A 25,273-nucleotide genomic window follows, 5' to 3' on the forward strand; every position below is an offset into this window, starting at 1 on the left:
GCGGCGTCCGCTCTGTGGTTCTCTGTGTAACCTAAAAAATTACAATTGCGGCGATTTCAATATTTCTGTTTGATCAACAAATACCGGTCTTTTATTTCCAATCCAGAAATAAAGCACAATAAACATTACCAAAGCCACCAGCGGGAACATAATCATGTTTTGTAAAGTCGCCTGACCAGCAGCCAATTCAGCAGCATCGCCAGTCACACCAGCAGCAGCCTGAACAGCTTTTTCATTATCAAGCCATTTTCCAATAACAGGCTGGAATATCGAAGTTGAGAACATTCCCATTCCACCTACAATCGAAAGACCAAATGCACCTGTTTGCGGCATATATTCTGCCACAAATCCAAGCATTGTTGGCCAGAAATAACATACACCCACAGCAAACAACATTGCAGCAAAATAAACCAATCCACCTGTTGCAATACTCATCAGGTAAATTCCGATGGCAGCCATAACCGTTGAACTCAATAGAATTGTAATTGGATTTAGACGGTGAACAATCGGTCCGGCAAAGAAACGGCCAACAGCCATTAAACCTGTTACGCAAACCAGGATAATCATCGGACTTGCACCCACTTTTCCAAGAATTGGACCAACCCATTGTTCAGGACCGAATTCAGAAATAGCAGTAAATGCCATCGCAATCATGATAAAGATATAAAGCGGAGAAAGCATTGCTTTGAAGTTTCCGGCCGTATTTGCTTCCACTTTGCTGACAGGGAAAGTTTGTCCCCAAAAAAGAAATGCATAAATAACAGCAGGAATGGCAATGACCCACATTTGAGCCTGCCAGTTGAAGCCATAATCCGTCATGAATTTAGAGATAAGACTGCCTACTACAATCCCACCAGGGAACCACATGTGAAAGCGGTTCATCATTTTATTCAAAGTACTTCCTGAATAAGTATCGGCGATCATCGGGTTACAGGCAGCTTCCGTACATCCGTTTCCAAAACCGATGAAAAAAGTAGAGATCAATAATCCCCAGAAACCCTGTGCATAAATAGTCAAAATAATACCTAACGCATGGCTTATAAAAGTTACATAAATAATTCTTTTAGGCCCAACAACATTGTACAAAGCTCCAAACACGATCATGGCAATTGGAAAACCAAAAAATGCCATGGAATTAATAAAGCCCAGCTGCTCGCCGGACAGACTGAATTTTTCGCCTAATTCGGTAAGAATACCCGCGCGGATACCAAATGAAAAAGCGGTTGTAATAAGTGCAAAACAGCTTGCATTGAAAAGCCGTGAGCTATTTACTGGTTGAGCCATGCGTAGAAAAATTAAATAAGTTAAAGGTTAAAATATAAGAGAGTGACTAATTACGAACATTATGACAACGAAATTGTTTAATATTTTCACAAAAAAAACAAATAGTCATCAATTCTACTACTCTATCTTCGTTTGGTGACACATTTTTTATATGTTAAATATATCTTTGTAAGAAGTAAGAGTAACAGATACTACTCTTTATAAGTATAAAATCTTTTTGAAACTTTAAACCCAGAGGAATGTCACGAAAGATAAGGATGGGTATGGTGGGAGGAACACTTGATGCTTTTATCGGAGGAGTTCACCGCCGTGCGGCTATCATGGATGGAGAAATTGAACTGGTTTGCGGTGCTTTCAGCTCGTCTCCCGAAAAATCAAAAGAGACCGGAAAAGCCCTTTATTTGCCCGAGGACCGCGTTTATGCCAACTTTGAGGAAATGATTCTTAAAGAAAAGCAGCTTCCTGAAGGAGAACGGATGGACTTCATTTCTGTTGTTACCCCGAATCACGTACACGCTGCACCTACGAAACTTGCACTTGAAAACGGTTTCCATGTTGTATGCGACAAACCAATAACACTGAATGTAAAAGAAGCAGAAGAAATTGTTGAGCTGGTTGAAAAAACCGGGCTGGTTTTCTGTCTGACACATAATTACACGGGTTATCCGATGGTGAAAGAAGCAAAAGAAATGATTGCATCGGGCGCGATAGGAAAAATTCGGAAAGTAATTGTGGAATATCCACAAGGCTGGCTTTCCACAATGGTTGAAGTTACGGGCAACAAACAGGCTGCCTGGCGTACAGATCCAAGCAAATCCGGAGCAGGCGGAAGCCTTGGCGATATCGGGACTCATGCTGAAAACCTGGCTGAATATATCACCGGACTAAAAATTACGCAACTTTGTGCCGATCTTACGATTTTTGTTGAAGGCCGCCAGCTTGATGATGATGCTAATATTTTATTACGTTTCAACAACGGAGCAAAAGGTATTTTACAAGATAGCCAGATTGCAAACGGAGAAGAAAACGATTTGAATATCCGTGTTTATGGAGAAACCGGCGGGTTGCAATGGAGACAAATGGAACCTAACACATTAATCCATAAAACGCAGCAAGGTGTGAGACATATCCGTACCGGTGTTGGCAATTTATCAAAAGCAGCGCAGGTCCATACGCGTATTCCGGCCGGACATCCGGAAGGATATTTTGAAGCCTTTGCCAATCTTTACCGGAATTTTGCCATTCACGTTCGTGCCCATCAGGAAGGCAGAAAAGCAGATCCTGTTTACGATTTCCCGACGGCACAAGATGGTTTACGCGGAATGAAGTTCGTTGACACCGTTCTCGCGTCAGATAAGTCTGACATAAAATGGACAACTTTTGAGTAGATAATAATCAGATTCGTATTTGAAGATCGGAAACCGTTCCGGTCTTCTTTTATATAATAAGCTTATCCACATTTTTGACATAATTTTCACCTTTCACTTTTTACCAGGTTTATGAATAAAATAAAAGTTGGTGTAGTTGGAACCGGTTTTATTGGTCCTGCCCATATCGAAGCTTTAAGACGCTTGCCAAATGTCGAAGTAGCCGCTCTTTGCGAAGTAACCGCAGAAATTGCAAAACAAAAAGCTGACGGATTAGGCATTCCACGTTCTTACACGTTCGATGAATTATTGAAGCAGGATGATATTTCGGTTATCCATATCTGTACGCCTAACTTCCTTCACTATAATCAGTCGAAAGCCGCTTTGTTGGCTGGAAAACATGTTATTTGTGAAAAACCACTTGCAAAAGATTTAGTTGAAGCCGAAGAACTGGTTGAACTTGCTGCAAAAACCGGTCTGGTTAATGCTGTACATTTCAACTTGCGCTATTACCCATTGGCTCGTCAGATGAAGTCGATGCGTGAGCGCGGAGAATTGGGAGAAATTTATTCTTTCATCGGTTCTTATCTGCAAGACTGGCTGTTTTACGAAACAGATTACAACTGGCGTCTTGAACCGGACAAATCCGGAGATTCCCGCGCCATTGCCGATATCGGTTCTCACTTGATGGATATCCTGGAATACATTACGGGCTTGAAAACAGTTGAAGTTCTTGCCGATTTCAACACAATTCACAAAACACGTAAAAAACCTTTGAAACCGGTAGAAACCTATTCAGGAAAAATGCTTCAGCCGGAAGATTATGCTGATGTGCCTATAACAACAGAAGATCACGCCAACGTACTTCTTCGTTTTGACAATGGAAGCAAAGGTGTGATTACCGTTTCCCAGGTTTCTGCGGGTCGTAAAAACCGTATGACATTGGAAATTTCGGGTTCGAAGAAAACTTTCAACTGGACGTCCGAAGCACCAAATGAAATGTGGATCGGTAACCGCGATAAAAGCAATGAAATATTAATGCGTGATCCTTCACTTGTTAATGATGATGTTCGCTCATTAATCACTTTCCCAGGCGGGCATAACGAAGGTTTCCCGGATACATCAAAACAAATGTTCAAGGAAGTTTACGCTGCTATCGCAGAAGGAAAACAACCAGAAAACCCAACTTTCCCAACCTTCGCTGACGGATACCGTGAGCTTTTGATCTGTGAAAGAATTTTGGAAAGTAACAAGAAACAGGCTTGGGTAACCGTTTAATTTTGAATGAGTGAATGATAGAATGAGTGAATGTCTTGCTCATTCGGTCTTCATTGATATAAGAACATGGTAGAATAAATTTTAAACATTCTATCCAAGACCAGGAGCAATTCAAGCCATTAAATTTGTTCCCCGCCATTCTATCATTCACTCAATCTACCATTCAAAATTCATTAAGATGACACACACTAAAGAAGAATTTATTGATGCTTTAAAAGACAGAACAAAGCAATTTGTTTTACGAAGTATAAAGTTATTTAAAGCTTTGCCTTCCTCGGAAGAAGCCCGAATTATTGGAAAACAATTTCTAAGATCGGCATCTTCGGTAGGAGCAAATTATAGAGCGGTATGTAGGGCCAGAAGTAACAGAGAGTTCTTCGCCAAACTCAGCATAACAGTTGAAGAAGCGGACGAGTCTTTATTTTGGCTTGAAATAATTTCAGAATCAGGAATTTTACCGATGGAAAAGATTACTAGTTTAATGAATGAAGCAGAAGAAATCTTAAAAATTCTATCCAAAGCCAGAAGCAATTCTAGCCATAATTAAAAATGATAGAATGAGTGAATGATAGAATGAGTGAATATTTGGCTCGTTCGATTTTCTTTGATTTGAATGACCTGGTTTGGGAAATTTTAAAAAATTACCCCAAATTAAGTACCGGTTCAAGCCTTTAAGTTTGTTCCGCCCATTCTATCATTCACTAATTCTATCATTCAACATTAAAGTGGGATGCCAGAAGCAGTTCAAGCCATTAAGTTTGTTCCCGCCATTCTATCATTCACTCAATCTATCATTCAAAATTAAAAATCATGAAAACTATAAAAGGACCTGGAATCTTTCTTGCTCAATTTTTGGGTGATGAGGCACCATTTAATACCCTTGACGGTATTACAACTTATATGGCTGATCTTGGCTATAAAGGTGTTCAGTTGCCGATCTGGGATCCAAGAGTTATTGACATTAAGCTTGCTGCCGAATCTCAGACTTATGCTGACGAATTAAAAGGAAAGCTGAAAGACAAAGGTTTGGAAATTACTGAACTTGCTTCGCATATTATCGGTCAGCTGGTTGCATCGCATCCGGTTTATGATGAAATGTATGACGGTTTTGCAGCTCCCGAAGTTCGCAATAACCCGAAAGCAAGAGCGGAATGGGCTACGCAGCAATTGAAATACACGGCTGTTGCCAGTAAAAATCTTGGCTTAAAAGCAAGTGCAACTTTTTCTGGTGCATTGGCTTGGCCGTTCCTATACCCATGGCCACAACGTCCTGCGGGTCTTGTTGAAACTGCGTTCAAAGAATTAGCAGCGCGGTGGAAACCAATTCTGGATGTTTACGACGAAAACGGCGTGGATGTTTGTTACGAACTTCACCCGGGTGAAGATCTTTTTGACGGATCCACTTTTGAAATGTTTGTTGATTACCTTGACGGACATACAAGAGCTAACATCAATTATGACCCAAGCCATTTTGTTTTACAACAGCTGGATTATCTTCAATTCATCGATTTGTACCACGACCGCATCAAAGCGTTTCACGTAAAAGATGCCGAGTTTAATCCAACAGGAAAACAAGGTGTTTACAGCGGATTTGCCGGATGGGCTGACCGGGCCGGACGTTTCCGTTCCTTAGGTGACGGTCAGGTTGATTTCAAAGGTATTTTCTCAAAACTTTCCCAGTACAATTATGACAGCTGGGCGGTTTTGGAATGGGAATGCTGCATAAAATCACCGGTACAGGGTGCGGCAGAAGGCGCTCCGTTTATCGCTAACCAGATTATTGAGGTTACTACCAAAGCTTTTGATGATTTTGCAGGAACTGGTGCAGACGAAGCATTTAACCGCAGAGCATTGGGACTATAATTAAATAATTGTCTTTATAACAAGTATAATAAAAACCTATCGTTCTTATGACTGATAGGTTTTTTTATATATTTAATTGTAACTTTTATGTGAAAAATAGTAGAAAATCCAAGTTTGCAAGTAAGTAAACCATGACCTTTTAACAAATCCAATTAGCATAATAATGAAGGATCAAGTCCGCAAAAAAACAATGAATTATCTGAATGCATTTTGTCTCGCACTATGCATTTGTTTTTCGATTAATGTTACTGCACAATCTGTTACACCTGAAAAACGTGTCCTGATATTTTCAAAAACTGCTGGTTTCCGTCACGGTTCCATAGGCGCAGGAAAAACTGCTATTACGAAACTGGGAACAGAAAACGGTTTTAGCGTTGATACAACAGAAAATGCAGCACTTTTCACAGAAAAAAATCTTAGAAAATACAGTGCCGTAGTTTTCCTTAACACAACAGGAAATGTACTAAATGACAATCAGCAGGAAGCTTTTGAACACTACATTCAAGCAGGCGGCGGATATCTTGGTATTCATGCCGCGACGGATACTGAATATGACTGGCAATGGTATAACAAACTTGCAGGTGCCTATTTCGCAAGCCATCCTGGAAATCCAAATGTTCAGAATGGGGAAGCTTATGTTGTAAACCGTGAGCATCCATCGATGGAAGGTTTTCCGGATCGCTGGAAAATCAAGGATGAATTTTATGATTTCAAGACCTTCAATCCGCAGGTAACTGTTCTTGTCAAGATTGATGAAAAATCTTATAAAGATGGTAAAATGGGCAATGATCACCCGATGTCATGGTATCACGAATTTGATGGTGGAAAAGCTTTTTATACCAATTTCGGACACGAAGACGCCACTTTTGTCAATCCTGTATTTTTGAAACATTTGACAGGTGGGTTAAACTATGTAATGGCTGCAAAGCTTGATTATTCAAAATCGCGCCCGGAAGAAAACCGATTTACGAAAAAAGTACTGGCAACAAAACTTGACGAACCAACAGAACTGGTAGTTCTTGACGATCAGCGTGTTTTGTTTGCTGAAAGAAAAGGAAAACTAAAACTATATAGTCCTAAAACGGGCAAAGTAAAAATAGTAGCAGAAGTTCCGGTTTATACCAAACAGGAATATGGATTAATGGGACTAAATATTGATCCGAATTTCAAAACTAATAAACTGGTTTATCTGTATTATTCCCCTCCTTCGACAGAAGCTGACACGGCTCAACATTTGTCACGTTTTAAATATGATGACATTAAGGACACGCTTTTACTGTCAACCGAAGAAAACTTGCTAAAAGTACCAGTAAAAAGAACGGATTGCTGTCATACAGGTGGCTCGATTGCCTGGGATGCAAAAGGAAATTTATATTTATCAACTGGTGATGATGTAAATCCTTTTCAATCGGACGGATATGGACCGATTGACGGTCGCCCGGGACGTGAAGGCTGGGATGGTCGTCATTCTTCTTCCAATACAAATTCCTTTCGCGGAAAAATTCTTCGCATAAAACCACGCTACGGAGATCGCCGTGCCAATATGCCTGGCGGCACTAATCTTTATGATATTCCGGAAGGCAATTTATTTCCTGTTGGAACTGAAAAAACAAGACCTGAAATTTATGTAATGGGAACGCGTAATCCATACCGTATTTCTGTGGATCAGCATACGGGTTATGTTTATTGGGGAGATGTGGGACCGGATGCATCAAACGATAATCCTAAACGTGGACCACGCGGATATGATGAAGTAAACCAGGCAAGAAAAGCCGGATATTTTGGTTATCCCCTATTTATCGGAGATAACAAACCATATATCAGTTTCAATTTTGCTGACAGTACTTCTGGTAAGCCATTTGATCCGGCTGCCCCGATCAATGATTCTCCGCACAACACAGGTATCACAAAATTACCTCCTGCACAACCCGCATTTATATGGTATCCTTACGCAGATTCTCCTGAATTCGGTCCGATTGTGGGCAAAGGCGGCAGAAATGCCATGGCTGGCCCGGTGTATTATGCCAATGATTTTAAAGCAGGAAAAGACAAATTCCCAAATTATTACAATGGTAAATTTTTCGCATACGACTGGATCCGTGATTATATCAACATTGTGACGATGAATGAAAAAGGCGATCTGATCAATATCGAACGCTTTATGCCGAATGGTAAATTCAGCCATCCGATGGATATGCAGTTTGCCAGCGATGGTTCATTATACACTTTGGAATACGGCCCCAACTGGTTTGCACAAAATGACGAAGCCAGCCTTTCACATATTACTTTTAATGCCGGAAACCGTGTTCCTGTTGCTGCTGCAAAAGCAACTAATACAACCGGAGCCATTCCTTTGAAAGTAGCATTTTCATCAAAAGGATCTCTGGATTATGATGGCGACGTAATTAAATATGACTGGTCATTTGGAAAAGGTTTAGGAAAAAGTGCTTTGCCAAACCCAACTTTCACCTACACAAAACCAGGAGAATATACTGCGGTTTTAAAAGTAACTGACAGTGCCGGAAACAGTAATACTTCGGAAGTAACGATCAAGGCAGGAAATGCAATCCCACAGGTTGACGTTGCAATAAAAGGAAACAAAACTTTTTACTGGAATGACAAACCGGTTAAATATGAAGTTGCGGTTTCTGATAAAGAAGATGGAAGTCTGGTAAAGAAAACCATCCCGGAAGACGAAGTAACGTTGACGATTAATTATCTGGAAGGTTTTGATAAAACAGTTCTCGCACAAGGTCATCAGGCGAATACCGGATTTGATACCGGCAAACGTCTGATCGAATTAAGTGATTGTAAAGCCTGTCATTCGGTTGACAAAAAATCAATCGGGCCAACTTATATTGAAGTTGCAAAAAGATATGAGAATGAACGTAATTCATTGAAAACGCTTACGGACAAAGTCATCAAAGGTGGCGGTGGTGTTTGGGGAGAGCAGGCTATGGCGGCGCACCCTCAACACAAACCGGAAGAAGTCGAAGAAATGGTTAAATACATTTTATCGCTTGCGAAAAAACAGGTTGTTGATAAAAAGCCTTTGAAAAGCGCTTATGTAACAGAAGCCAAGAAAAAAGATGGTTCTTATATTTTCACTGCAAGTTATACTGACAAAGGAAATGGGACAATGGGGCCTTTGACAGGTTCAAAAACAATCGCTTTGCGTCCGGCCAAATTGCAGGCAAATACTTTGGATGAAGGGAAAAATTACATGAAATACAAACTTCCATCCGGCCCGGAAGTTGTTTTGGGCTCTGCAAACGGAAGTTACATTGCTTTTGATGATATTGACCTGACAGACATTTCAACGCTCACAGTTGCGGTAATCAGCAGTGATAAAACTGCGGGAGGAGTACTGGAAGCTCATTTGGACTCCCCAGCCGGACTTAAAATCGGTGAAGCAAATGTATCGTCTTCCGAAACGTTGAATATTCCTGTAAAAGCGCCAGCAGATAATAAAAAACACAAAGTTGTATTTGTGTTCAAAAATCCGTCAGCTAATGGTAAACCCCTTTTTGCTATTGATACGATTGATTTTAAAGAAAGTGCGATGTAGTTTATTGCGTTAGATATTTAAATCAAAAATCCCGGCCGTTTAATCATCAGCCGGGATTTTTGATTTCTAGCAGTATTACTATTTGCAAATGGTTTGTGTCATATTAATAGTTCACAGCAATTCATATGTCACCCTTTCAGGGTTATTGCCAGTCAGTGAATCTGGCGCTCTATAATAATGCCATCCCTTCGGGATTGTGGTTATAGAAATTTTCGAATTAAAATATACTGGTTAGATTCTGCATTTTAAAAGTCAAAATTTTAATGATACAGTTAGGAATAACAAAATCCCGAAGGGATGACATTATTATAGCAAAAGTAATTTGAGCCCAGTAATAAAACCCTGAAAGGGTGGCATAAAAAAGCGACTAACCCCTTAATAAAGTTCGATGCAATTATATATTAGATATTATTTAAATCAAAGAATCCCGACTCGTTGTTATCGACCGGGATTTCCATTTTTAGTGGTATTGGTAATTGGTTCGTAATAGTTCACAGCAATTCATATGTCACCCTTTCAGGGTTATTGCCAGTTAGTGAATCTGGCGCTCTATAATAATGCCATCCCTTCGGGATTGTGGTTATAGAAATTTTCGAATTAAAATATACTGGTTAGATTCTGCATTTTAAAAGTCAAAATTTTAATGATACAGTTAGGAATAACAAAATCCCGAAGGGATGACATTATTATAGCAAAAGTAATTTGAGCCCAGTAATAAAACCCTGAAAGGGTGGCATAAAAAAGCGACCAACCCCTTAATAAAGTTCGATGCAATTATATATTAGATATTATTTAAATCAAAGAATCCCGACTCGTTGTTATCGACCGGGATTTCCATTTTTAGTGGTATTGATAATTGGTTCGTAATAGTTCACAGCAATTCATATGTCACCCTTCCAGGGTTATTGCCAGTTAGTGAATCTGGCGCTCTATAATAATGCCATCCCTTCGGGATTGTGGTTATAGAAATTTTCGAATTAAAATATACTGGTTAGATTCTGCATTTTAAAAGTCAAAATTTTAATGATACAGTTAGGAATAACAAAATCCCGAAGGGATGACATTATTATAGGAAAGCAATAAGTGGTACGAAACCAAAACCCTGAAAGGGTGGCATAAGAAATGTCAAAAACACCTAAACTATTTACAAATTCAAATCAAAAACTCCTCTTTCGCAAATCCTTCAATTCCTAAGCCAAATAATGCAAAATCATACAAAACCGGATCATTTGGATTTAACATACGTAATGCGGCGGTCAATTCCACAGCTGTCCGCCAATCAGTTACCGGCCTTTGAATTAATCCTAATTTTCTTGCAATCCGATCCACATGCACATCACATGGACAAACAAGCTGAGAAGGTTTTATTTTATCCCAAATACCAAAATCAACTCCTTTATCATCTTTCCTCACCATCCACCTCAAAAACATATTCAGTCGCTTACACGACGATTTACGCACCGGCGTAGCGATATGTTTGCGGGTTCTTAAAGGGAAATTTTCAGAGTCGCTAAACAAATCATGAAAACCGATTAATCCGTTTTCAATTGTAATATCAGATTCAGTTATATAATTACTGAAAGCATTTTCCAACGAGTCATATTTGTTGTAATAATTTCGAAAAAAGTAGAGAAAATAAAGCGTGTCCGTCGCGTTGAAAGTACGGTGTTTGAAATCAAGAAATCTTTTCAGATCACTATCCTGATGATTTTTTATAAAGTCATAAGGAGCGTCATCCATCAATGCCGACAATTCCAGACATTTATTTATGATTGTTTTCCGTTGGCCCCAGGCCAGAACAGCAGCCCAGAAACCCATGATCTCAATATCTTGTTTTTTAGAAAAACGATGTGGAATACTGATTGGATCAAAAGGAATAAAATCCTGCTGGTTGTATTGTGCAGCTTTGGCTTCCAGTAAATCAGTAATGGATTGGGAAATTGGAATTAGTTCAATCTCAGTTTCCGGCATGACCTCTTCCTAACACGTACGCCAAAACTCTTGATATTCCGGAAAAGAACATCACAATGCAAGAAAACACGAAAGTGAAAACGGCTATAAAAGGATACATGATCGTAAACATAACACTCCAGATTTTGTAGCCTGTCGTATTTTTTGCAGCTGCTCTTTCTTCTTCTCTTTTAGATCGGAACTGAGGTGAATGCTTCATTATTTATTATTCAGAATTTGTGTATGCCAGGTTAAATCTTCATCTATACTATTGATAAAACTAATCCTGGTTCATTTAAATTTCAAAACAAGTTCTAATTATTATCAAGATAACTGATAACCGCCCTGAATCTCTTGCTGTTAGGCGAAACTTTTTCAAAAGCACGGGATGATAATTTGATCACAATATCATCATTCACACTCGTATCCGGAATCCTTCCGATAACCCTTACAATAATTTTTTCCTGATTGTATTCATTCAAAACTTCTACCAATGCCCCAATTGGTGCAGTGCGGTGCAAAGCTAAAAACTTGCTGGTGCTCTCATCTGTTTCAATTACCTCAGCCAAACCTGACTCAGATTTACGTTTTCCGGTAACAACTTTTGGCGGCGCAACTTCTTCTACCGGTTTCATTATTTTTTCAGCAACGGCCGCTTTGGCTCTCACAGAATCTTTCACCACATTGGTTACCACTTTTTTCGGTTCAGGCGCTGCTGGCTGCTTACTTTTTTCTGCCGCCTTTTCGCTGACAATTAATTCCTCTCCGTCGGTAAGGTTATCGTCCTTCAAATTATTCCATTTACGAATATCTGCCATTAAAACACCATATTTAACAGCGACGCGATAAAGCGTTTGTCCTGCTTCTACTTTATGAACTCCATTAGGTGCAACAGAAACTTTTGAGTCTGCCGTTGGAGTTGGCGAAGATATTGTTGGTGAAGGAGGCGGAGGCAAAGGAGCTGAATCTTTTACAGGAGCTTTTGCAACTTCTTTTTTAGGCTCTTCCTTTTTTGGTTCCTCTTTTTTCTTTGCTTTTGGAGTATAAGGAACCCGAAGTGTTTGTCCTAACTGAACATTATCGCTGATTCCGGGATTTGCTTCCCGAAGTGATTGAATCGTAGTTCCATACTGTCTTACGACAGCGAACATTGTTTGTCCTTGATTAACCTTATGCAAAACATAAATCTTACCGCCTACTTTTTCATACCCGATAGAATCTACAACACTCACTCCATTCGCACGGGCATTTGCCACTCCTGTTAAAAAACCTGCCAAAATGGCTAGGTATACTATGTATTTCATTCAGTATAAAAATGTTAAACTCGAAAACTCGTTGTTATTTTTAAGATAAACCAATACTTTGTTTTTCAGCATCATGGTCGACTGGCCAACGCCATCCCGGCCTTCCGAAAGTTTTTCCTGAAAAACGATTTCTTTTTGATCTGTAACGATAAGAAGATATTGTGCTACCTTTTCCTGCTCGTAAATATAATAAGAAAACATCATATAGGGTCTTTCATCCAAATAATCAATACAAATGGGTTTTGAAATACCATTTATATCGGTTAAAAAAGATGCCAATCTGTCAAAATATACATTTCTTTCCTTGTAACGAACAGGTTGTTTTAAAATTATTTCCGTAGTCGGCAGATTAATTTCTTCTGAAACCGGACTTAGTATTTCTGTTCTGATATCAAAAAATCCTTTTTGAAACTGATCGCCTTTGAAAGTTGCAACTTCCACCAAATCATGGTCTAACGTCCGGACTAATACGTAGTTAGGCAATGCCCAAAGCAAATTTCCTGTATTTACAGAAATCGCCAGTAAATCAGTTGGTTGCGGCAAATCCGGGTACCGGTAGTTATGCAGAAATATATGATCACCAGAAAATGCAGTCAAAGAAGTCCACCAATCTGCTCCTTCCGGCGTAACTTGCCAGCGCAATTCGGGAACGGATAAATCAATTATGGCAAACGATACATTCTTTTGCGAACTTTCCCGTAATTCAACAGCCCATTCATTTCTGTCAGGATCGGGATGCGGAAGTATTCGCCAGATATTTTGTGAAAACGTATTTGAAAACAGTTTTTGCAAAATTTTAGCTTTATTTTGAAACAAAATTAGAAATGACATCATTCAAACTTTAAATACGTGCAGATACTAGGAATAATACCGGCGCGCTATGCATCAACCCGTTTCCCGGCCAAAGCTCTTGTAGATATTGGCGGAAAATCCATGATCCAGCGTGTATATGAACAATCCTCCAAAGCTACGCATCTCAGTCAGATTATTGTAGCAACCGACGATGAAAGAATATTGGACCACGTACATCAGTTTGGCGGAAAGGCAGTTATGACTTCGGAAAATCATCAGAGCGGTACCGATAGATGTTTTGAAGCGTTACAAAAAACCGAAGGAAATTATGACTACGTAATTAATATTCAGGGCGACGAACCTTTTATCAGCCCCGAACCGATTAACAGTCTGGCGAAAGTACTTGACGGAACAATCGAATTGGCTACTTTGGTCAAAATTATCGACAGTCAGGATATTCTTTGCAACGTTAACGTACCGAAAGCCGTACTGAACAAACGGCAGGAAGTTCTTTATTTCAGCAGACAGACAATTCCCTACCTCCGAGGCGTAGAGCCGGAAAATTGGCTAGACGCTCATACCTTTTACAAACATATCGGAATTTATGCTTACCGGGTTGATGTGCTTGAAGAAATTACAAAACTTGAAGTTTCGTCACTCGAAAAAGCAGAGTCGCTCGAACAGTTACGCTGGTTGGAAAACGGATATTCAATAAAAGCAGTAATCACTTCAGACGATTCACACGGGGTGGATACGCCGGATGATCTGGACAGGGTAACACGGAAATTTTTATCCTGAAATTTGCGATTATAAAGTAGTAAATTACAGAATCAAATATGACTTTGGAGTGTGCGAAAACCCTTAAATTTTGTTAAAAACACAATTTTTCAATACCATTCACCCCATTGGCACGTTAATTTTCTTTGTTTTAAACAGTACTAATTGAAATAACACATATGCAAAATAAAATTCTTTGGGCAGATGATGAAATAGATCTTCTTAAACCTCATATCATGTTTTTGACCAATAAGGGTTATAATGTAACACCGGTTAACAGTGGAGCAGATGCCTTGGACCGAATTGAAAATGAGCGATTTGATATTGTCTTTTTAGATGAAATGATGCCGGGGATGACCGGTCTTGAAACTCTTGCGCAGATTAAACAGTTGCAGCCGACACTACCGGTTGTGATGATCACCAAAAGCGAGGAAGAACATATAATGGAAGATGCCATTGGTTCCAAAATCGATGATTATCTTATAAAGCCTCTTAATCCAAACCAGATTTTACTTTCTGTTAAAAAAATACTTGATAATAAAAGGCTTGTTACTGAAAAAACCACGCTGAGCTATCAGCAGGAATTCAGAAATCTGGCGATGCAGTATCAGGACAGAATCGGTCATGAGGAATGGGCTGATATATATAAAAAATTGATTTACTGGGAGTTGGAACTTGAAAATTCGGATGACCAGGGAATGTCAGAAGTGTTCAGTATGCAGAAAAGTGATGCGAATGCTAACTTCTGTAAATTCATTGAGCAGGAATATGAAGGCTGGCTTAACGATCCAAAAGCAGACCGCCCGGTACTTTCGCATCAGTTGATGAAGCAGAAAGTATTCCCTCATCTAAAAAAATCCACTGAACCGGTTTTCTTTTTATTGATTGATAATTTCCGTTATGATCAGTGGAAAGTGATCCAGCCGATCATTCAGGAGTATTTTAATATCGAAGAAGAAACTTCTTATTACTCGATTCTTCCAACTACAACTGGTTATGCGCGTAACGCCATTTTCTCAGGTATGATGCCGAGTGAGATGGAACGGAAACATCCGCAGTGGTGGGTAAGTGATGAAAATACGCCGGACGGTGAAGAAGGTCTGAATAACCATGAATATGATTTCTTGCAAAAACAGCTGGAAACGAATCATTTCAACATCAAATCATCCTATAACAAAATCCTGAATACCAACCAGGGGAAATCACTGATCGACAATTTCAACAATCTGTTAAACAACCAGTTAAACGTAGTTGTTTACAATTTTGTTGACATGTTGTCACACGCCCGTACGGACGTTCAGATGATCAAGGAACTGGCGCCTGATGAAGCCGCTTACCGTTCCATTACAAAATCATGGTTGCTGCATTCTCCACTTTTGGAATTTATCAAAAAGGTGGCTGAGAAAAAATGCCGCTTGATTCTGACGACAGATCATGGTATGATTCGTGTTCAGAAACCGGTAAAAATCATCGGATATCGTGAAACGAATACAAACCTGCGATACAAACATGGAAAAAATCTGGGTTTTGATGACAATCATTTAATGGTTTGTCGTAAACCTGAACGTATATTTTTGCCAAAACCGCATGTTTCAACTTCGTACGTATTTACAAAAGAAGATTATTTCTTTGCTTATCCGAACAACTACAATCAATATGTAAATCTTTATCGGGATACTTTCCAGCATGGAGGCGTTTCTCTTGAGGAAGTTATTATTCCGTTTATTGATTTAACAGCGAAATAATTACCGCTTTGGGTTATATAAAATGAGGGCTGAGAAATAAAACTTCTCAGCCCTCATTTTATATCTAATATTCTTATCCTTCGGTTACATTTCCATTTTCACACTTCAGGGTCCGTGCCGGAAATTTTTTCAGGAATTCATAATTATGGGTCGCCATTAAAATGGCTGTTCCTGCGTTGTTGATCGTCTTGAAAACCTGCATGATCTGGTCTCCTACTTCCGGGTCAAGATTTCCTGTTGGTTCATCCGCAATCAGAATTCTTGGTTCATTCAGCATTGCACGGGCAATTACTACACGCTGCTGCTCTCCACCCGAAAGCTGATGGGGCATTTTCTTCTGGGAAGTTCCCAATCCTACCTGCATCAAAACTTCTGCGATACGTTTTGAAATTTTCGATTGCTGTTCCCAACCCGTTGCCCTCAATACAAAAGAAAGATTGTCTTCCACCGAACGGTCCGAAAGCAATTGAAAATCCTGGAATACGATTCCGATTTTACGCCGGAGAAAAGGAATATCTGCTCTTTTTATGTTATGCAACTCATAACCAACCACTTTGGCAGAACCTGTGTGCAGCCACAAATCGCCATATAGCGTTTTCATGAGTGAACTTTTTCCGCTTCCCGTACGGCCGATCAGATACACAAATTCTCCATTTTTTATCTCAAAATGGACGTCATTCAAAACCGGCCGGTCGCCCTGATAAATATCAGCCCGTTCCAGTATTACAATAGGCTCTCTGGTTTCAGTCATAATGGCAAAAGGAGACAATCATATGTGGGAAAAGGTCAAATACTTAGAAATCTAAATATCTGACCTTTTTTACTAATTTCTTATTACGCGTTTCCTTTGTTGTAATCAGCAAGGAATTTTTCAAGTCCGATATCTGTAAGCGGATGTTTCATTAATGCTTCCATCGCGCTCAAAGGCCCTGTCATTACATCTGCTCCAACTTCTGCACACTGGATAATGTGCATCGGGTGACGAACTGACGCTGCCAAAACCTGAGTTTCATAACCGTAATTACGATAGATTGTAAGGATTTGCTCAATTAAACCAATTCCGTCTGTTGAAATATCGTCCAGACGGCCAATAAACGGAGATACATAGGTTGCACCCGCTTTTGCAGCGATCAACGCCTGTCCTGCCGAGAAAATAAGTGTACAGTTAGTACGGATACCTTTGCTTGAAAAATATTTCAAAGCCTTTACACCTTCTTTGATCATTGGGATTTTCACGACAATTTTATCATCAATCTCGATCAATTCTTCACCTTCACGAATCATACCCTCCAAATCAACAGAAATAACTTCCGCACTTACATCTCCGTCAACAATATCACAGATCGCTTTGTAGTGTCTCATGATATTATCCTTACCTGTAATTCCTTCTTTTGCCATAAGTGACGGGTTTGTAGTAACACCATCAAGTATGCCCAAAGCATGAGCTTCTTTAATTTCTTTTAGATTGGCAGTATCAATAAAAAATTTCATATCAAAAATTAAATAGTTTAATTGTCCCACAAAAGTAGGAAACCATTACTAAAAGCAAAAAAAAGTTGTGGAATCGAGGCGAAAGGGCATAAAAAAAGGCAAACCGAGAATCTCACCGCATCAACCACCTACCCTTGCTTCCGTCAGGACCTGGGGGATTCGGAAGGAGCTGGTAGTTCCGATTTGCCATTGCAAAGATAAAGACATTTTATTGACAAAAAGAAAACATTCATTTAACGTTTCGTCTTACTTTTGTGCGAACCAACTATAAATGAGTGATTATGTACCGAATATTTTTTTTATTTTTTTTAGTTTTCCTTAATTCCTGCTCCAATTCTTCTGATGCTTTCCTGCAAAAAGGCAAAGATTTGATGAAAGAAGGCAAAAACAAAGAAGCCATTGAATACCTCAACAAAGCCATTGAAAAAAATACTTCCAACGCCGAAGCTTTGAATACCCGCGGGGTTGCTTATTATGAAATGAAAGATTACCAGAGTGCACTTATGGATTTCAACCAGGCGATAAAATTACAGCCTGCATCCTATCGTCCATACTTCAACCGCGCGCTTCTATATACCAATGATAATCATCTTGATTCTGCCTTGACAGATTATAATAAAGCAGCATCACTTGCGCCGGATACTTCCGATGTATTTTTAAACAGGGGCCAGCTTTATGTAATTCTTGACAAACTGGAGCCTGCCATTCATGATTTTGAAAAAGCAACAGAACTTAATCAGGAAAATAAAATGGCCTGGTATAATTTAGGTAATACGTATTATCGTCAGAATGATTTCAAAAAAGCAACGCTTGCTTTTCGCCAGACTGTAAAACTAGACTCCCAATATGGAAAAGCATTTTACGGACTGGGTTTGGCTGAATGGTACGACGGTGAAAAAGATTTGGGATGCAGCAGCCTGAAACAGGCACAGAATTTGGGATATGAAGATGCAACACCTGCGATCAGTCAGTTTTGTAAATGATAAAAATCTTATTGCTGAAAAAGTAATAAAATCGTTATTTCATCTTTATCATAAACCGGTAAAACCCACTAACCATATAAATCATGAAATTTTTCAAAATCATATTCGGATTGCTTTTTATGCTTTTCGCATATTTCCAGTTTAATGATCCTGATGCTACAATCTGGATCTTCACATACAGCGCAGCCGCCCTGGCTTGCTATATGAGTTTTAACAATCTTTGGCCTTCCTGGGTTTTTTATGGCCTGGCAGCAGGATATCTGGTAGCATCCATTTTTCAATGGCCACCTCACTTTGAAGGGATTTTCTGGGGAGAAGCCAAAATGAGAAGCATCAACATCGAAGAAGCCCGTGAATCTCTTGGTTTATTGATTTGCTGTCTTGCTATGGTTGTTTTAGGAAAATGGGGTAAACCAACAGTTACCGATTAGTTTTCCCATACCCATTCCACTTCTTTGAGATCCAGTTCTTTTATTTCGGACTGATTTTCAAATTTGACACATAGTTTTCCATAATCAGTTATGCCTGTTACCGTGCCGGATACGACCTCGTTCCGGTATCGAAACAGGCATACTTGGTTATAACCGTATAAATTTTCCAGATACGCCTGACGGATTTCATGATTATTTTTCGTCGATTTTAATTTTAAATACCACGCATCGAGATGATGAATTAATTGATAAAACTCATCAGCCAGTATAAAATCCTGCCCACTTTCCTTAGCCAGTGAGGTCGCCCGGGGATTTGAGAAATCAATTTGATTTATATTGATGCCCATTCCTACTACCGAACTTGCCAGACGCGTCCCCTGAATACCGTTTTCAATTAACGTCCCGCAGATTTTTTTGTCACCCAGATATATGTCATTCGGCCACTTTATCTTAACTTTATCAGAATAGTTGCTCAGGTATGATGAAATACCAAGTGCCATTGCCTGGCTGATCAGAAATTGTTCCTGTATTGGTAAGAATATCGGGGTAAGAATGACAGACATGGTAAGGTTCATCCGAGGCTGGGTTACCCAGGTTGTACCTCTTTGTCCACGGCCTTTTGTCTGGTCGTCAGTAATGACAATAGCTCCTTCCATACTTGCATCATTACGTACTAATTCAGCCGCTATGTCGTTTGTAGAATGACAACTTGGCAGATAAATAACTTTTTTGCCTATAATTAGGGTATCGTATATAGAGTTGTACAATTTTTTTACTTTACTTTAGGGTTTATAGAAATGGGAATCAACTACGCATGAAACAACGCAAAAATACAGAACTATCATCAAAAGATTTATCCGAGCTTATTGCTAAGGGGATGTCAGAAAAGAAAGGTGAGGATATCACTATCCTTGATCTAAGAAAAGTAAAAAATTCAATAACAGATTTTTTTGTAATTTGCTCGGGAAATTCCGACACTCAAATAGATGCTTTGGCCAACTCGGTGGAAGACGAAGTTTACAAAATATCAAAAACCGACCCCTGGCAAAAAGAAGGAAAGGCCAATGGAGAGTGGATATTAATTGACTATGTGGATGTAGTGGCTCACATTTTTAATAAAGAACGTCGTAAACACTATGATTTGGAAGAGCTTTGGGGTGATGCGGTTGTAACGCACTTTGAAGATTCCGTCCTGTAAATATCGTAGCAGATGAACATTCATCAGATGCGAAATGTTGTTTATTAAATTTCCTCTTAATTATTATAAAGAATGTCTGATAACGATAACAAAAGAGGTCCACTAAATCCTAAAAGTCCGCAGAAAGGATATCAGGGATGGATCATAGCTGCTTTGATTGCTACTATTTTGGGGATTACTTACCTTAACAGAACATCAACAATTCGTGAAACGACTCAAAAACGTTTTGAGAAAATGGTTGCTGATAAGGAAGTGCAACGTGTCACTATAGTAAATGATAAGTCTGTTGAAGTAACATTGAAGCCAGAAGCGCTAAAGCTTGATAAATATAAAGTGCTTACTACTGAAAACGGTGGTAATTATTTCGGAGGAGAGGCAGTTTCTCATTATCAATTCCAGGTGACTTCGGCAGAAACATTTAAAAAGGATCTTGACAAGATTCAGGAAAAGGTACCTGATGATGACAAGATTGAGCTTGTTGTAGACACACGGAATGACTGGACAAGTTTTCTCGGAACCTGGGGCTTTTTCATTATCATGATTTTGGTGATGTATTTCATCCTTGGCAGAATGTCTGGTGGTGTTGGTCCTGGTGGTCAGATATTTAATATCGGCCGTTCCCGTGCCACATTATTTGATGCTGAAAACAAAGTTAAGATCACTTTTAACGATGTTGCAGGTTTGGATGAAGCAAAAGAAGAAATCAAGGAAATTGTTGAGTACCTTCAGTTCCCTGACAAATTCAAAAAACTGGGCGCTAAAATTCCAAAAGGCGCGCTTCTTGTAGGCCCTCCGGGTACCGGTAAAACTTTGCTTGCGAAAGCAGTTGCCGGTGAAGCTGGTGTTCCTTTCTTCTCTCTCTCAGGCTCTGACTTTGTTGAAATGTTTGTTGGTGTGGGTGCGGCTCGTGTTCGTGACCTTTTCAAACAAGCAAAAGAAAAAGCGCCTTGTATCATCTTTATTGATGAGATTGATGCTGTTGGTCGTTCTCGTGGACGTGGTGCAATGCCAGGTTCAAATGACGAACGTGAAAATACACTGAACTCACTGCTTGTTGAAATGGACGGTTTTGCTACCGATTCAGGAATTATTATCGTAGCTGCTACGAACCGTCCGGACGTTTTGGATCCGGCTTTGCTTCGTCCGGGACGTTTTGACAGACAAATTTCGATTGACAAACCAGATGTTATCGGCCGTGAAGCGATCTTCAAAGTGCATTTGAAACCTTTGAAACTTTCGGTTGATGTTGATATTCAAAAACTGGCGGCTCAGACTCCCGGTTTTGCAGGTGCTGAAATTGCTAACGTTTGTAACGAAGCTGCGCTTATCGCTGCCCGTCGTGACAGAGAAGAAGTGACCATGCAGGATTTCCAGGATGCGATGGACCGTGTAATTGGTGGTTTGGAAAAGAAAAACAAATTGATTTCTCCTGAAGAAAAACAAATTGTAGCTTACCATGAAGCTGGTCACGCAGTAGCAGGCTGGTTCCTGGAACACGCTGATCCATTGGTTAAGGTATCCATTGTACCTCGTGGTGTTGCTGCATTAGGTTACGCACAGTATTTGCCAAGAGAACAGTATTTGTATCGTACAGAGCAGTTGTTTGACGAAATGTGTATGACATTGGGCGGACGTGCTGCGGAAGATGTTATTTTTGGTAAGATTTCAACCGGTGCATTGAGTGATCTTGAACGTGTAACGAAAGTTGCATACAGCATGGTTACGATGTACGGAATGAATGATCGTATCGGAAATGTATCTTACTACGATTCAAAACAAAGCGATTACGCTTTCACAAAACCTTATTCTGAATCAACTTCACAGGCGATTGACGAAGAAGTGCGCAAGCTGATTGAACAGGCTTACCAGTTTGTTAAAAACTTGTTGAGCGAAAAACGTGAAGCATTGGAAGTGATCGCTCAGGAATTGTTAGAAAAAGAGATTTTGTTCCAAAGTGATCTTGAAAAACTGATTGGCAAACGTCCATACGAAAAGGAAACTAGTTATCAGGCTTATATCAACCGTCGCTCGAATGAAGAAGCTGCAATTCATGAAGAAGCAGTAAAACAAACGCTTGAAAAAGACAAAGGCGAAATGGTAGCAGCAGATAAAGATTCTTCGGCTGTGTAAATTTCGAATAGATAAAAGAGTAAAAACCGGGCAGCAAAACTGTCCGGTTTTTATTTTTAAAGTACATTTGCCCAATCTAAAAATCAAATCCTAAAACTAGTACCTGCTATGGCATTCGAAATATTAAAAGAGCAATATGGTGAGTTAACCGAATATGTGATTCAGGAAACTGCTACAAATAACCGTTGTGTTGTGGTTCCTGAACTTGGCGGAATAGCCCGTCAGTTGTCATTAAGAAAAGGGACAACGTTATTCTCACTGTTAAAAACACCGGGAACTCCAAGTGAACTTTTGGAAGATACAAAAAGTGCAGGTGAACTACTTTTTCCCTTTGCCAGCCGTATCCCGGACGGAAAGTATAAATTCCTGGGAAAAGAATATCAGCTTGCTCCAAATGACAACGAAAACGCTATTCATGGATTAGTTCGTAAACATGCCTTTAAATTGGAGGAGCAGGTTGTCGGATCTGATCATGCTTATATAAAATTGTCCTATACGCTGAGAGAAAAAGAAGGTTATCCATTTTCTGTTGATTTTTCAGTAAAGTATAAACTTGATAATGCAGGAGTATTTTCTCTTACCTATGAAGCAAAAAATGCAGGCACCGAGCTATGCCCTGTAATGTTTGGATGGCATCCTTATTTCGTATTAGGTAATGAAGATGTGGATGCATGGAAAATAAATATTCCATCTGATACCATTGTGGTTTTTGACAATCGCATGAGCCCAATTGATACTGCACCTTTTCCGATTGAAGGTTCTATGCCATTATTTAAAAAAGCCCTTGATAACGCTTTTATTGTAAAGAATAATGGTGACGACAAAGCAGTAACACAATTGATATCTGAAAAACAACATGTGACTTTGCAGATTGAACAGGAAGCCGGAGAAGGTAAATTTAATTATCTGGTTGTATACACACCGCCTGCAAGAGATTGCGTGGCGATAGAACCATTAACAGCTAACGTCAATGCTTTTAATAATGGAGAAGGATTGAACGTTTTGGCCCCGGGAAATACAATTTCAGGAACGATTAATCTGAAACTGGTTTAGGCTGACGCCAATACCAACGTGCTTTTGGGATGATTAATCTCCATTCCAAAAGATAGGCTAAGTGGCTGAACAAAATAGAAAGTTTGTCACTTAGCCTGTCTCTGTAAATCATATTGAAATAAAAGATCTGCCAGGATTTTGTTATCGGTTTTTCTCTTTTATTTTCCCAGTGAATCAAAACACTATCTAAAAATCTTTGTGTTGGATAGCGCTTTTCAAGACTATCTCCACAAAAACGAAGATAATTTTCTCCCGTAAAAACATACACAAGCCCGAGCGACTCAAGGAATAGTTTGTAAAAACCTTTTTCTTTGGTAACCTTAACTACATACGACCAATCCAATTCCTGACCAAACTTCCTTAGCAGTCGTACAAAATCTGCCATGAATTTCAATTTATCCCATTGTTCAACACCGGCATGATGAACAATCATCATCAATAATTGATTTTCAATATTCGGTACCAGAAGCGTATCATCTAAAATTTTGAATGACATCATTTTATCCGTCAATTCTTCCCATTTAAATGAATAGCGATATCTTGGGTAAGTTGTGTTCCATTGCACTTCCAGCGACCGGAGCATATTGCTTCCAACTGGAGTCAGCGGTAATTGATAGTCAGTTTCAAAATATAATTTCGCTACACTATCTTTCTCTAATAAATATTCCCTGTAATTATCTGGTTCAAAACCATGTCTGGCCATCACTTTCAGGCCATTTTTGATTTGATTTTCGGGCATAAAAAAATCAATATCACCAAACTCGCGTAAACCAGGGTTTTCATAAAACATCCAGGCCCATAACGCGCCCTTCATTAAAAAAGCATTTACCTGATCAGCTGCCAAAGCATCATTTAGTTCCACAGACTTTTTCAGAAAAAGCATGTTGTATACCGCGTGGGTAGTACTTTGCTTTTTCAGATTCTCTAAACAGTCAGCTGGAATTTCTTTGTTTCCGTTTGCTTCGAGATGGTTATAAAGCAGAGCACTAATCTGATGCCATTGAGAAAGTTCAATAAGTTTTTCCCAGTCAAAAATTGTATCAGAATCTGATAACAAGGAGTTATCCATTCGCCCATTCAGGCACGCTTTTATCAAAAATGAAAGTTTGGCAGAAATTAAGTTATGAGACATGAAGCACTTCTGTATTTAGAGAAATACTTTCCTGCACCCACTTTTCAAGCAATTCAAATCCTGCCGGTCTTCTCTTCTTCCATATTTTTGCAGATTTGGCACATTGAAAACTTTGAAGAAAATGAGTTTTCAATGATTCACCCGACAATAATGCAACAGGTAGAGGGAAGTTCTTCAATGTTTCCAAAGGAATTGCTGAGGAATTAAGTAATTTTAAAGCCGCCTGGTTATTTGCTTTGTGTAGAAAAAAAACATTGGCCAACCTAAGTGGTTCATGATCAAAAATACCCTCGGGCTTATACGAAAACTTATTGACACCTTCACTTACCGGCGACAATATTGATCTTTCATAAGATAAACCATTAACCGCATTTTCCCATATTTTTAATTGCGGATAAGCAGGAACAACAAAAGCTTTTCCATGATCATCAAATTGAATTGCAGTCAAATCATCGCTTAACAAAGGACATCCTGCTTTCACAAATGCAGCGGCCGTAGTAGACTTCCCGGCACCCGGATTTCCCATAAAACACCAGGCCTCATCCCCTACTTTCACGGCACTTGCATGTAGTAAAAAATATCCTCTTTGAAATAAAATCAAACCTAACGCCTCACTAACCGTGAAAAGGCTTAGCAGGTTAACATCGTCAGTTAAGGGCGAAATCACAAGCTCCTTGCCGTCAATAGCTTTATAAGAAGCTACCCCATCCCAGTGCAGAACTAGATTACCGCTTTCATCCTTGCCAAAAAGTGCACGGATACCTCGTCTGTAAATAGGTGTTTTTTTGACTTTGGGAAGAATTATTTCTCCCCTTTTTATTAGTATATCCCAGGTAGTTGCCGGTTCGGCAATACTTAGTTCAGGTAATTCGATTTCAGATTGGATAGTTAATCCGTAGGCTTTATAAAAAAACATGTGTGTGATTG

Annotated in this window: 22 protein-coding genes; 12 read left to right on the forward strand and 10 right to left on the reverse strand. The window is 39.4% G+C overall.

What is annotated here, in order from left to right:
• Nucleotides 1-39 precede the first annotated feature (39 nt).
• Nucleotides 40-1,284: an MFS transporter gene (locus tag FDK13_RS14135; RefSeq protein ID WP_137340656.1), complete on the reverse strand. Its 1,245-nt coding sequence runs from the start codon at nucleotides 1,282-1,284 to the stop codon at nucleotides 40-42.
• 257 nt (nucleotides 1,285-1,541) lie between these two features.
• Between FDK13_RS14135 and FDK13_RS14140 the strand changes: the two genes are divergently transcribed.
• The 5 genes from FDK13_RS14140 (at nucleotide 1,542) to FDK13_RS14160 (ending at nucleotide 9,360) form a co-directional block, all read left to right on the forward strand.
• Nucleotides 1,542-2,672, forward strand: coding sequence for a Gfo/Idh/MocA family protein (locus tag FDK13_RS14140; RefSeq protein WP_137340888.1), 1,131 nt, complete (start codon nucleotides 1,542-1,544; stop codon nucleotides 2,670-2,672).
• A 111-nt stretch (nucleotides 2,673-2,783) separates the two neighbouring features.
• On the forward strand, nucleotides 2,784-3,929 hold the full coding sequence (locus FDK13_RS14145; RefSeq protein WP_137340657.1) for a Gfo/Idh/MocA family protein: 1,146 nt from the start codon (nucleotides 2,784-2,786) through the stop codon (nucleotides 3,927-3,929).
• Between the two features lie 178 nt (nucleotides 3,930-4,107).
• Nucleotides 4,108-4,476 (forward strand): four helix bundle protein, encoded by a 369-nt coding sequence (locus FDK13_RS14150; RefSeq protein WP_137340658.1) that lies wholly within the window; start codon nucleotides 4,108-4,110, stop codon nucleotides 4,474-4,476.
• Between the two features lie 263 nt (nucleotides 4,477-4,739).
• A complete protein-coding gene (locus FDK13_RS14155) occupies nucleotides 4,740-5,792 on the forward strand; it encodes a sugar phosphate isomerase/epimerase family protein (protein WP_137340659.1) in 1,053 nt (350 codons plus the stop codon).
• A 190-nt stretch (nucleotides 5,793-5,982) separates the two neighbouring features.
• Entirely contained in the window at nucleotides 5,983-9,360 is a 3,378-nt protein-coding gene (locus FDK13_RS14160; RefSeq protein WP_229216052.1) for a ThuA domain-containing protein, read from the forward strand.
• A gap of 1,152 nt (nucleotides 9,361-10,512) precedes the next feature.
• Here FDK13_RS14160 and FDK13_RS14165 read toward each other — a convergent pair.
• The 4 genes from FDK13_RS14165 to FDK13_RS14180 all read right to left on the reverse strand — a co-directional run bounded on the left by FDK13_RS14165 (nucleotide 10,513) and on the right by FDK13_RS14180 (nucleotide 13,448).
• Nucleotides 10,513-11,331: a TIGR02757 family protein gene (locus FDK13_RS14165; RefSeq protein WP_137340661.1), complete on the reverse strand. Its 819-nt coding sequence runs from the start codon at nucleotides 11,329-11,331 to the stop codon at nucleotides 10,513-10,515.
• Complete coding sequence (locus FDK13_RS14170; RefSeq protein WP_137340662.1) at nucleotides 11,318-11,530, reverse strand: hypothetical protein; 213 nt, start codon at nucleotides 11,528-11,530, stop codon at nucleotides 11,318-11,320. The genes FDK13_RS14165 and FDK13_RS14170 overlap by 14 nt, the downstream gene beginning before the upstream one ends.
• 94 nt (nucleotides 11,531-11,624) lie before the next feature.
• Entirely contained in the window at nucleotides 11,625-12,614 is a 990-nt protein-coding gene (locus FDK13_RS14175) for a LysM peptidoglycan-binding domain-containing protein (RefSeq protein ID WP_137340663.1), read from the reverse strand.
• Nucleotides 12,615-13,448 (reverse strand): DUF4905 domain-containing protein, encoded by an 834-nt coding sequence (locus FDK13_RS14180; protein WP_137340664.1) that lies wholly within the window; start codon nucleotides 13,446-13,448, stop codon nucleotides 12,615-12,617. It lies immediately after the preceding gene.
• A 15-nt stretch (nucleotides 13,449-13,463) separates the two neighbouring features.
• On the opposite strand from FDK13_RS14180, the gene kdsB reads away from it, so the two are divergent.
• Together kdsB and porX are read left to right on the forward strand one after the other, a co-directional pair.
• Nucleotides 13,464-14,204, forward strand: coding sequence for a 3-deoxy-manno-octulosonate cytidylyltransferase (kdsB, locus tag FDK13_RS14185; RefSeq protein ID WP_137340665.1), 741 nt, complete (start codon nucleotides 13,464-13,466; stop codon nucleotides 14,202-14,204).
• A gap of 158 nt (nucleotides 14,205-14,362) precedes the next feature.
• Nucleotides 14,363-15,928, forward strand: a complete 1,566-nt coding sequence (gene porX / locus FDK13_RS14190) for a T9SS response regulator signal transducer PorX (RefSeq protein WP_137340666.1) — start codon at nucleotides 14,363-14,365, stop codon at nucleotides 15,926-15,928.
• Between the two features lie 73 nt (nucleotides 15,929-16,001).
• On the opposite strand, the gene FDK13_RS14195 is transcribed toward porX, so the two are convergent.
• A complete protein-coding gene (locus FDK13_RS14195) occupies nucleotides 16,002-16,679 on the reverse strand; it encodes a cell division ATP-binding protein FtsE (RefSeq protein WP_137340667.1) in 678 nt (225 codons plus the stop codon).
• 83 nt (nucleotides 16,680-16,762) lie between these two features.
• Nucleotides 16,763-17,419 (reverse strand): fructose-6-phosphate aldolase, encoded by a 657-nt coding sequence (gene fsa, locus FDK13_RS14200; protein ID WP_137340668.1) that lies wholly within the window; start codon nucleotides 17,417-17,419, stop codon nucleotides 16,763-16,765.
• Nucleotides 17,420-17,700: 281 nt separating this feature from the next.
• On the opposite strand from fsa, the gene FDK13_RS14205 reads away from it, so the two are divergent.
• Both FDK13_RS14205 and FDK13_RS14210 read left to right on the forward strand, forming a co-directional pair.
• The gene (locus FDK13_RS14205; protein WP_137340669.1) at nucleotides 17,701-18,402 is read left to right on the forward strand and encodes a tetratricopeptide repeat protein; all 702 of its coding nucleotides are present in this window, start codon (nucleotides 17,701-17,703) and stop codon (nucleotides 18,400-18,402) included.
• Between the two features lie 83 nt (nucleotides 18,403-18,485).
• A complete protein-coding gene (locus tag FDK13_RS14210) occupies nucleotides 18,486-18,833 on the forward strand; it encodes a transmembrane 220 family protein (RefSeq protein ID WP_137340670.1) in 348 nt (115 codons plus the stop codon).
• Here the strand turns inward: FDK13_RS14210 and FDK13_RS14215 are convergent.
• On the reverse strand, nucleotides 18,830-19,600 hold the full coding sequence (locus tag FDK13_RS14215) for a biotin--[acetyl-CoA-carboxylase] ligase (RefSeq protein WP_137340671.1): 771 nt from the start codon (nucleotides 19,598-19,600) through the stop codon (nucleotides 18,830-18,832). The genes FDK13_RS14210 and FDK13_RS14215 overlap by 4 nt on opposite strands.
• Before the next feature lie 47 nt (nucleotides 19,601-19,647).
• Between FDK13_RS14215 and rsfS the strand changes: the two genes are divergently transcribed.
• From rsfS to FDK13_RS14230, 3 genes are all read left to right on the forward strand, one after another.
• A complete protein-coding gene (gene rsfS / locus FDK13_RS14220) occupies nucleotides 19,648-20,031 on the forward strand; it encodes a ribosome silencing factor (protein ID WP_137340672.1) in 384 nt (127 codons plus the stop codon).
• Nucleotides 20,032-20,103: 72 nt separating this feature from the next.
• The gene (gene ftsH / locus FDK13_RS14225; RefSeq protein ID WP_137340673.1) at nucleotides 20,104-22,161 is read left to right on the forward strand and encodes an ATP-dependent zinc metalloprotease FtsH; all 2,058 of its coding nucleotides are present in this window, start codon (nucleotides 20,104-20,106) and stop codon (nucleotides 22,159-22,161) included.
• Nucleotides 22,162-22,269: 108 nt separating this feature from the next.
• Nucleotides 22,270-23,214, forward strand: coding sequence for an aldose 1-epimerase (locus tag FDK13_RS14230; RefSeq protein WP_137340674.1), 945 nt, complete (start codon nucleotides 22,270-22,272; stop codon nucleotides 23,212-23,214).
• On the opposite strand, the gene FDK13_RS14235 is transcribed toward FDK13_RS14230, so the two are convergent.
• Together FDK13_RS14235 and FDK13_RS14240 are read right to left on the reverse strand one after the other, a co-directional pair.
• The gene (locus FDK13_RS14235; protein ID WP_137340675.1) at nucleotides 23,195-24,346 is read right to left on the reverse strand and encodes a nucleotidyltransferase domain-containing protein; all 1,152 of its coding nucleotides are present in this window, start codon (nucleotides 24,344-24,346) and stop codon (nucleotides 23,195-23,197) included. The genes FDK13_RS14230 and FDK13_RS14235 overlap by 20 nt on opposite strands.
• Nucleotides 24,336-25,262, reverse strand: a complete 927-nt coding sequence (locus FDK13_RS14240; protein WP_137340676.1) for a phosphoenolpyruvate carboxykinase (ATP) — start codon at nucleotides 25,260-25,262, stop codon at nucleotides 24,336-24,338. The genes FDK13_RS14235 and FDK13_RS14240 overlap by 11 nt, the downstream gene beginning before the upstream one ends.
• Nucleotides 25,263-25,273: the final 11 nt, after the last annotated feature.

Origin of the sequence: Dyadobacter frigoris, from assembly GCF_005280585.1 — a bacterium.
Lineage (GTDB): Bacteria > Bacteroidota > Bacteroidia > Cytophagales > Spirosomataceae > Dyadobacter > Dyadobacter frigoris.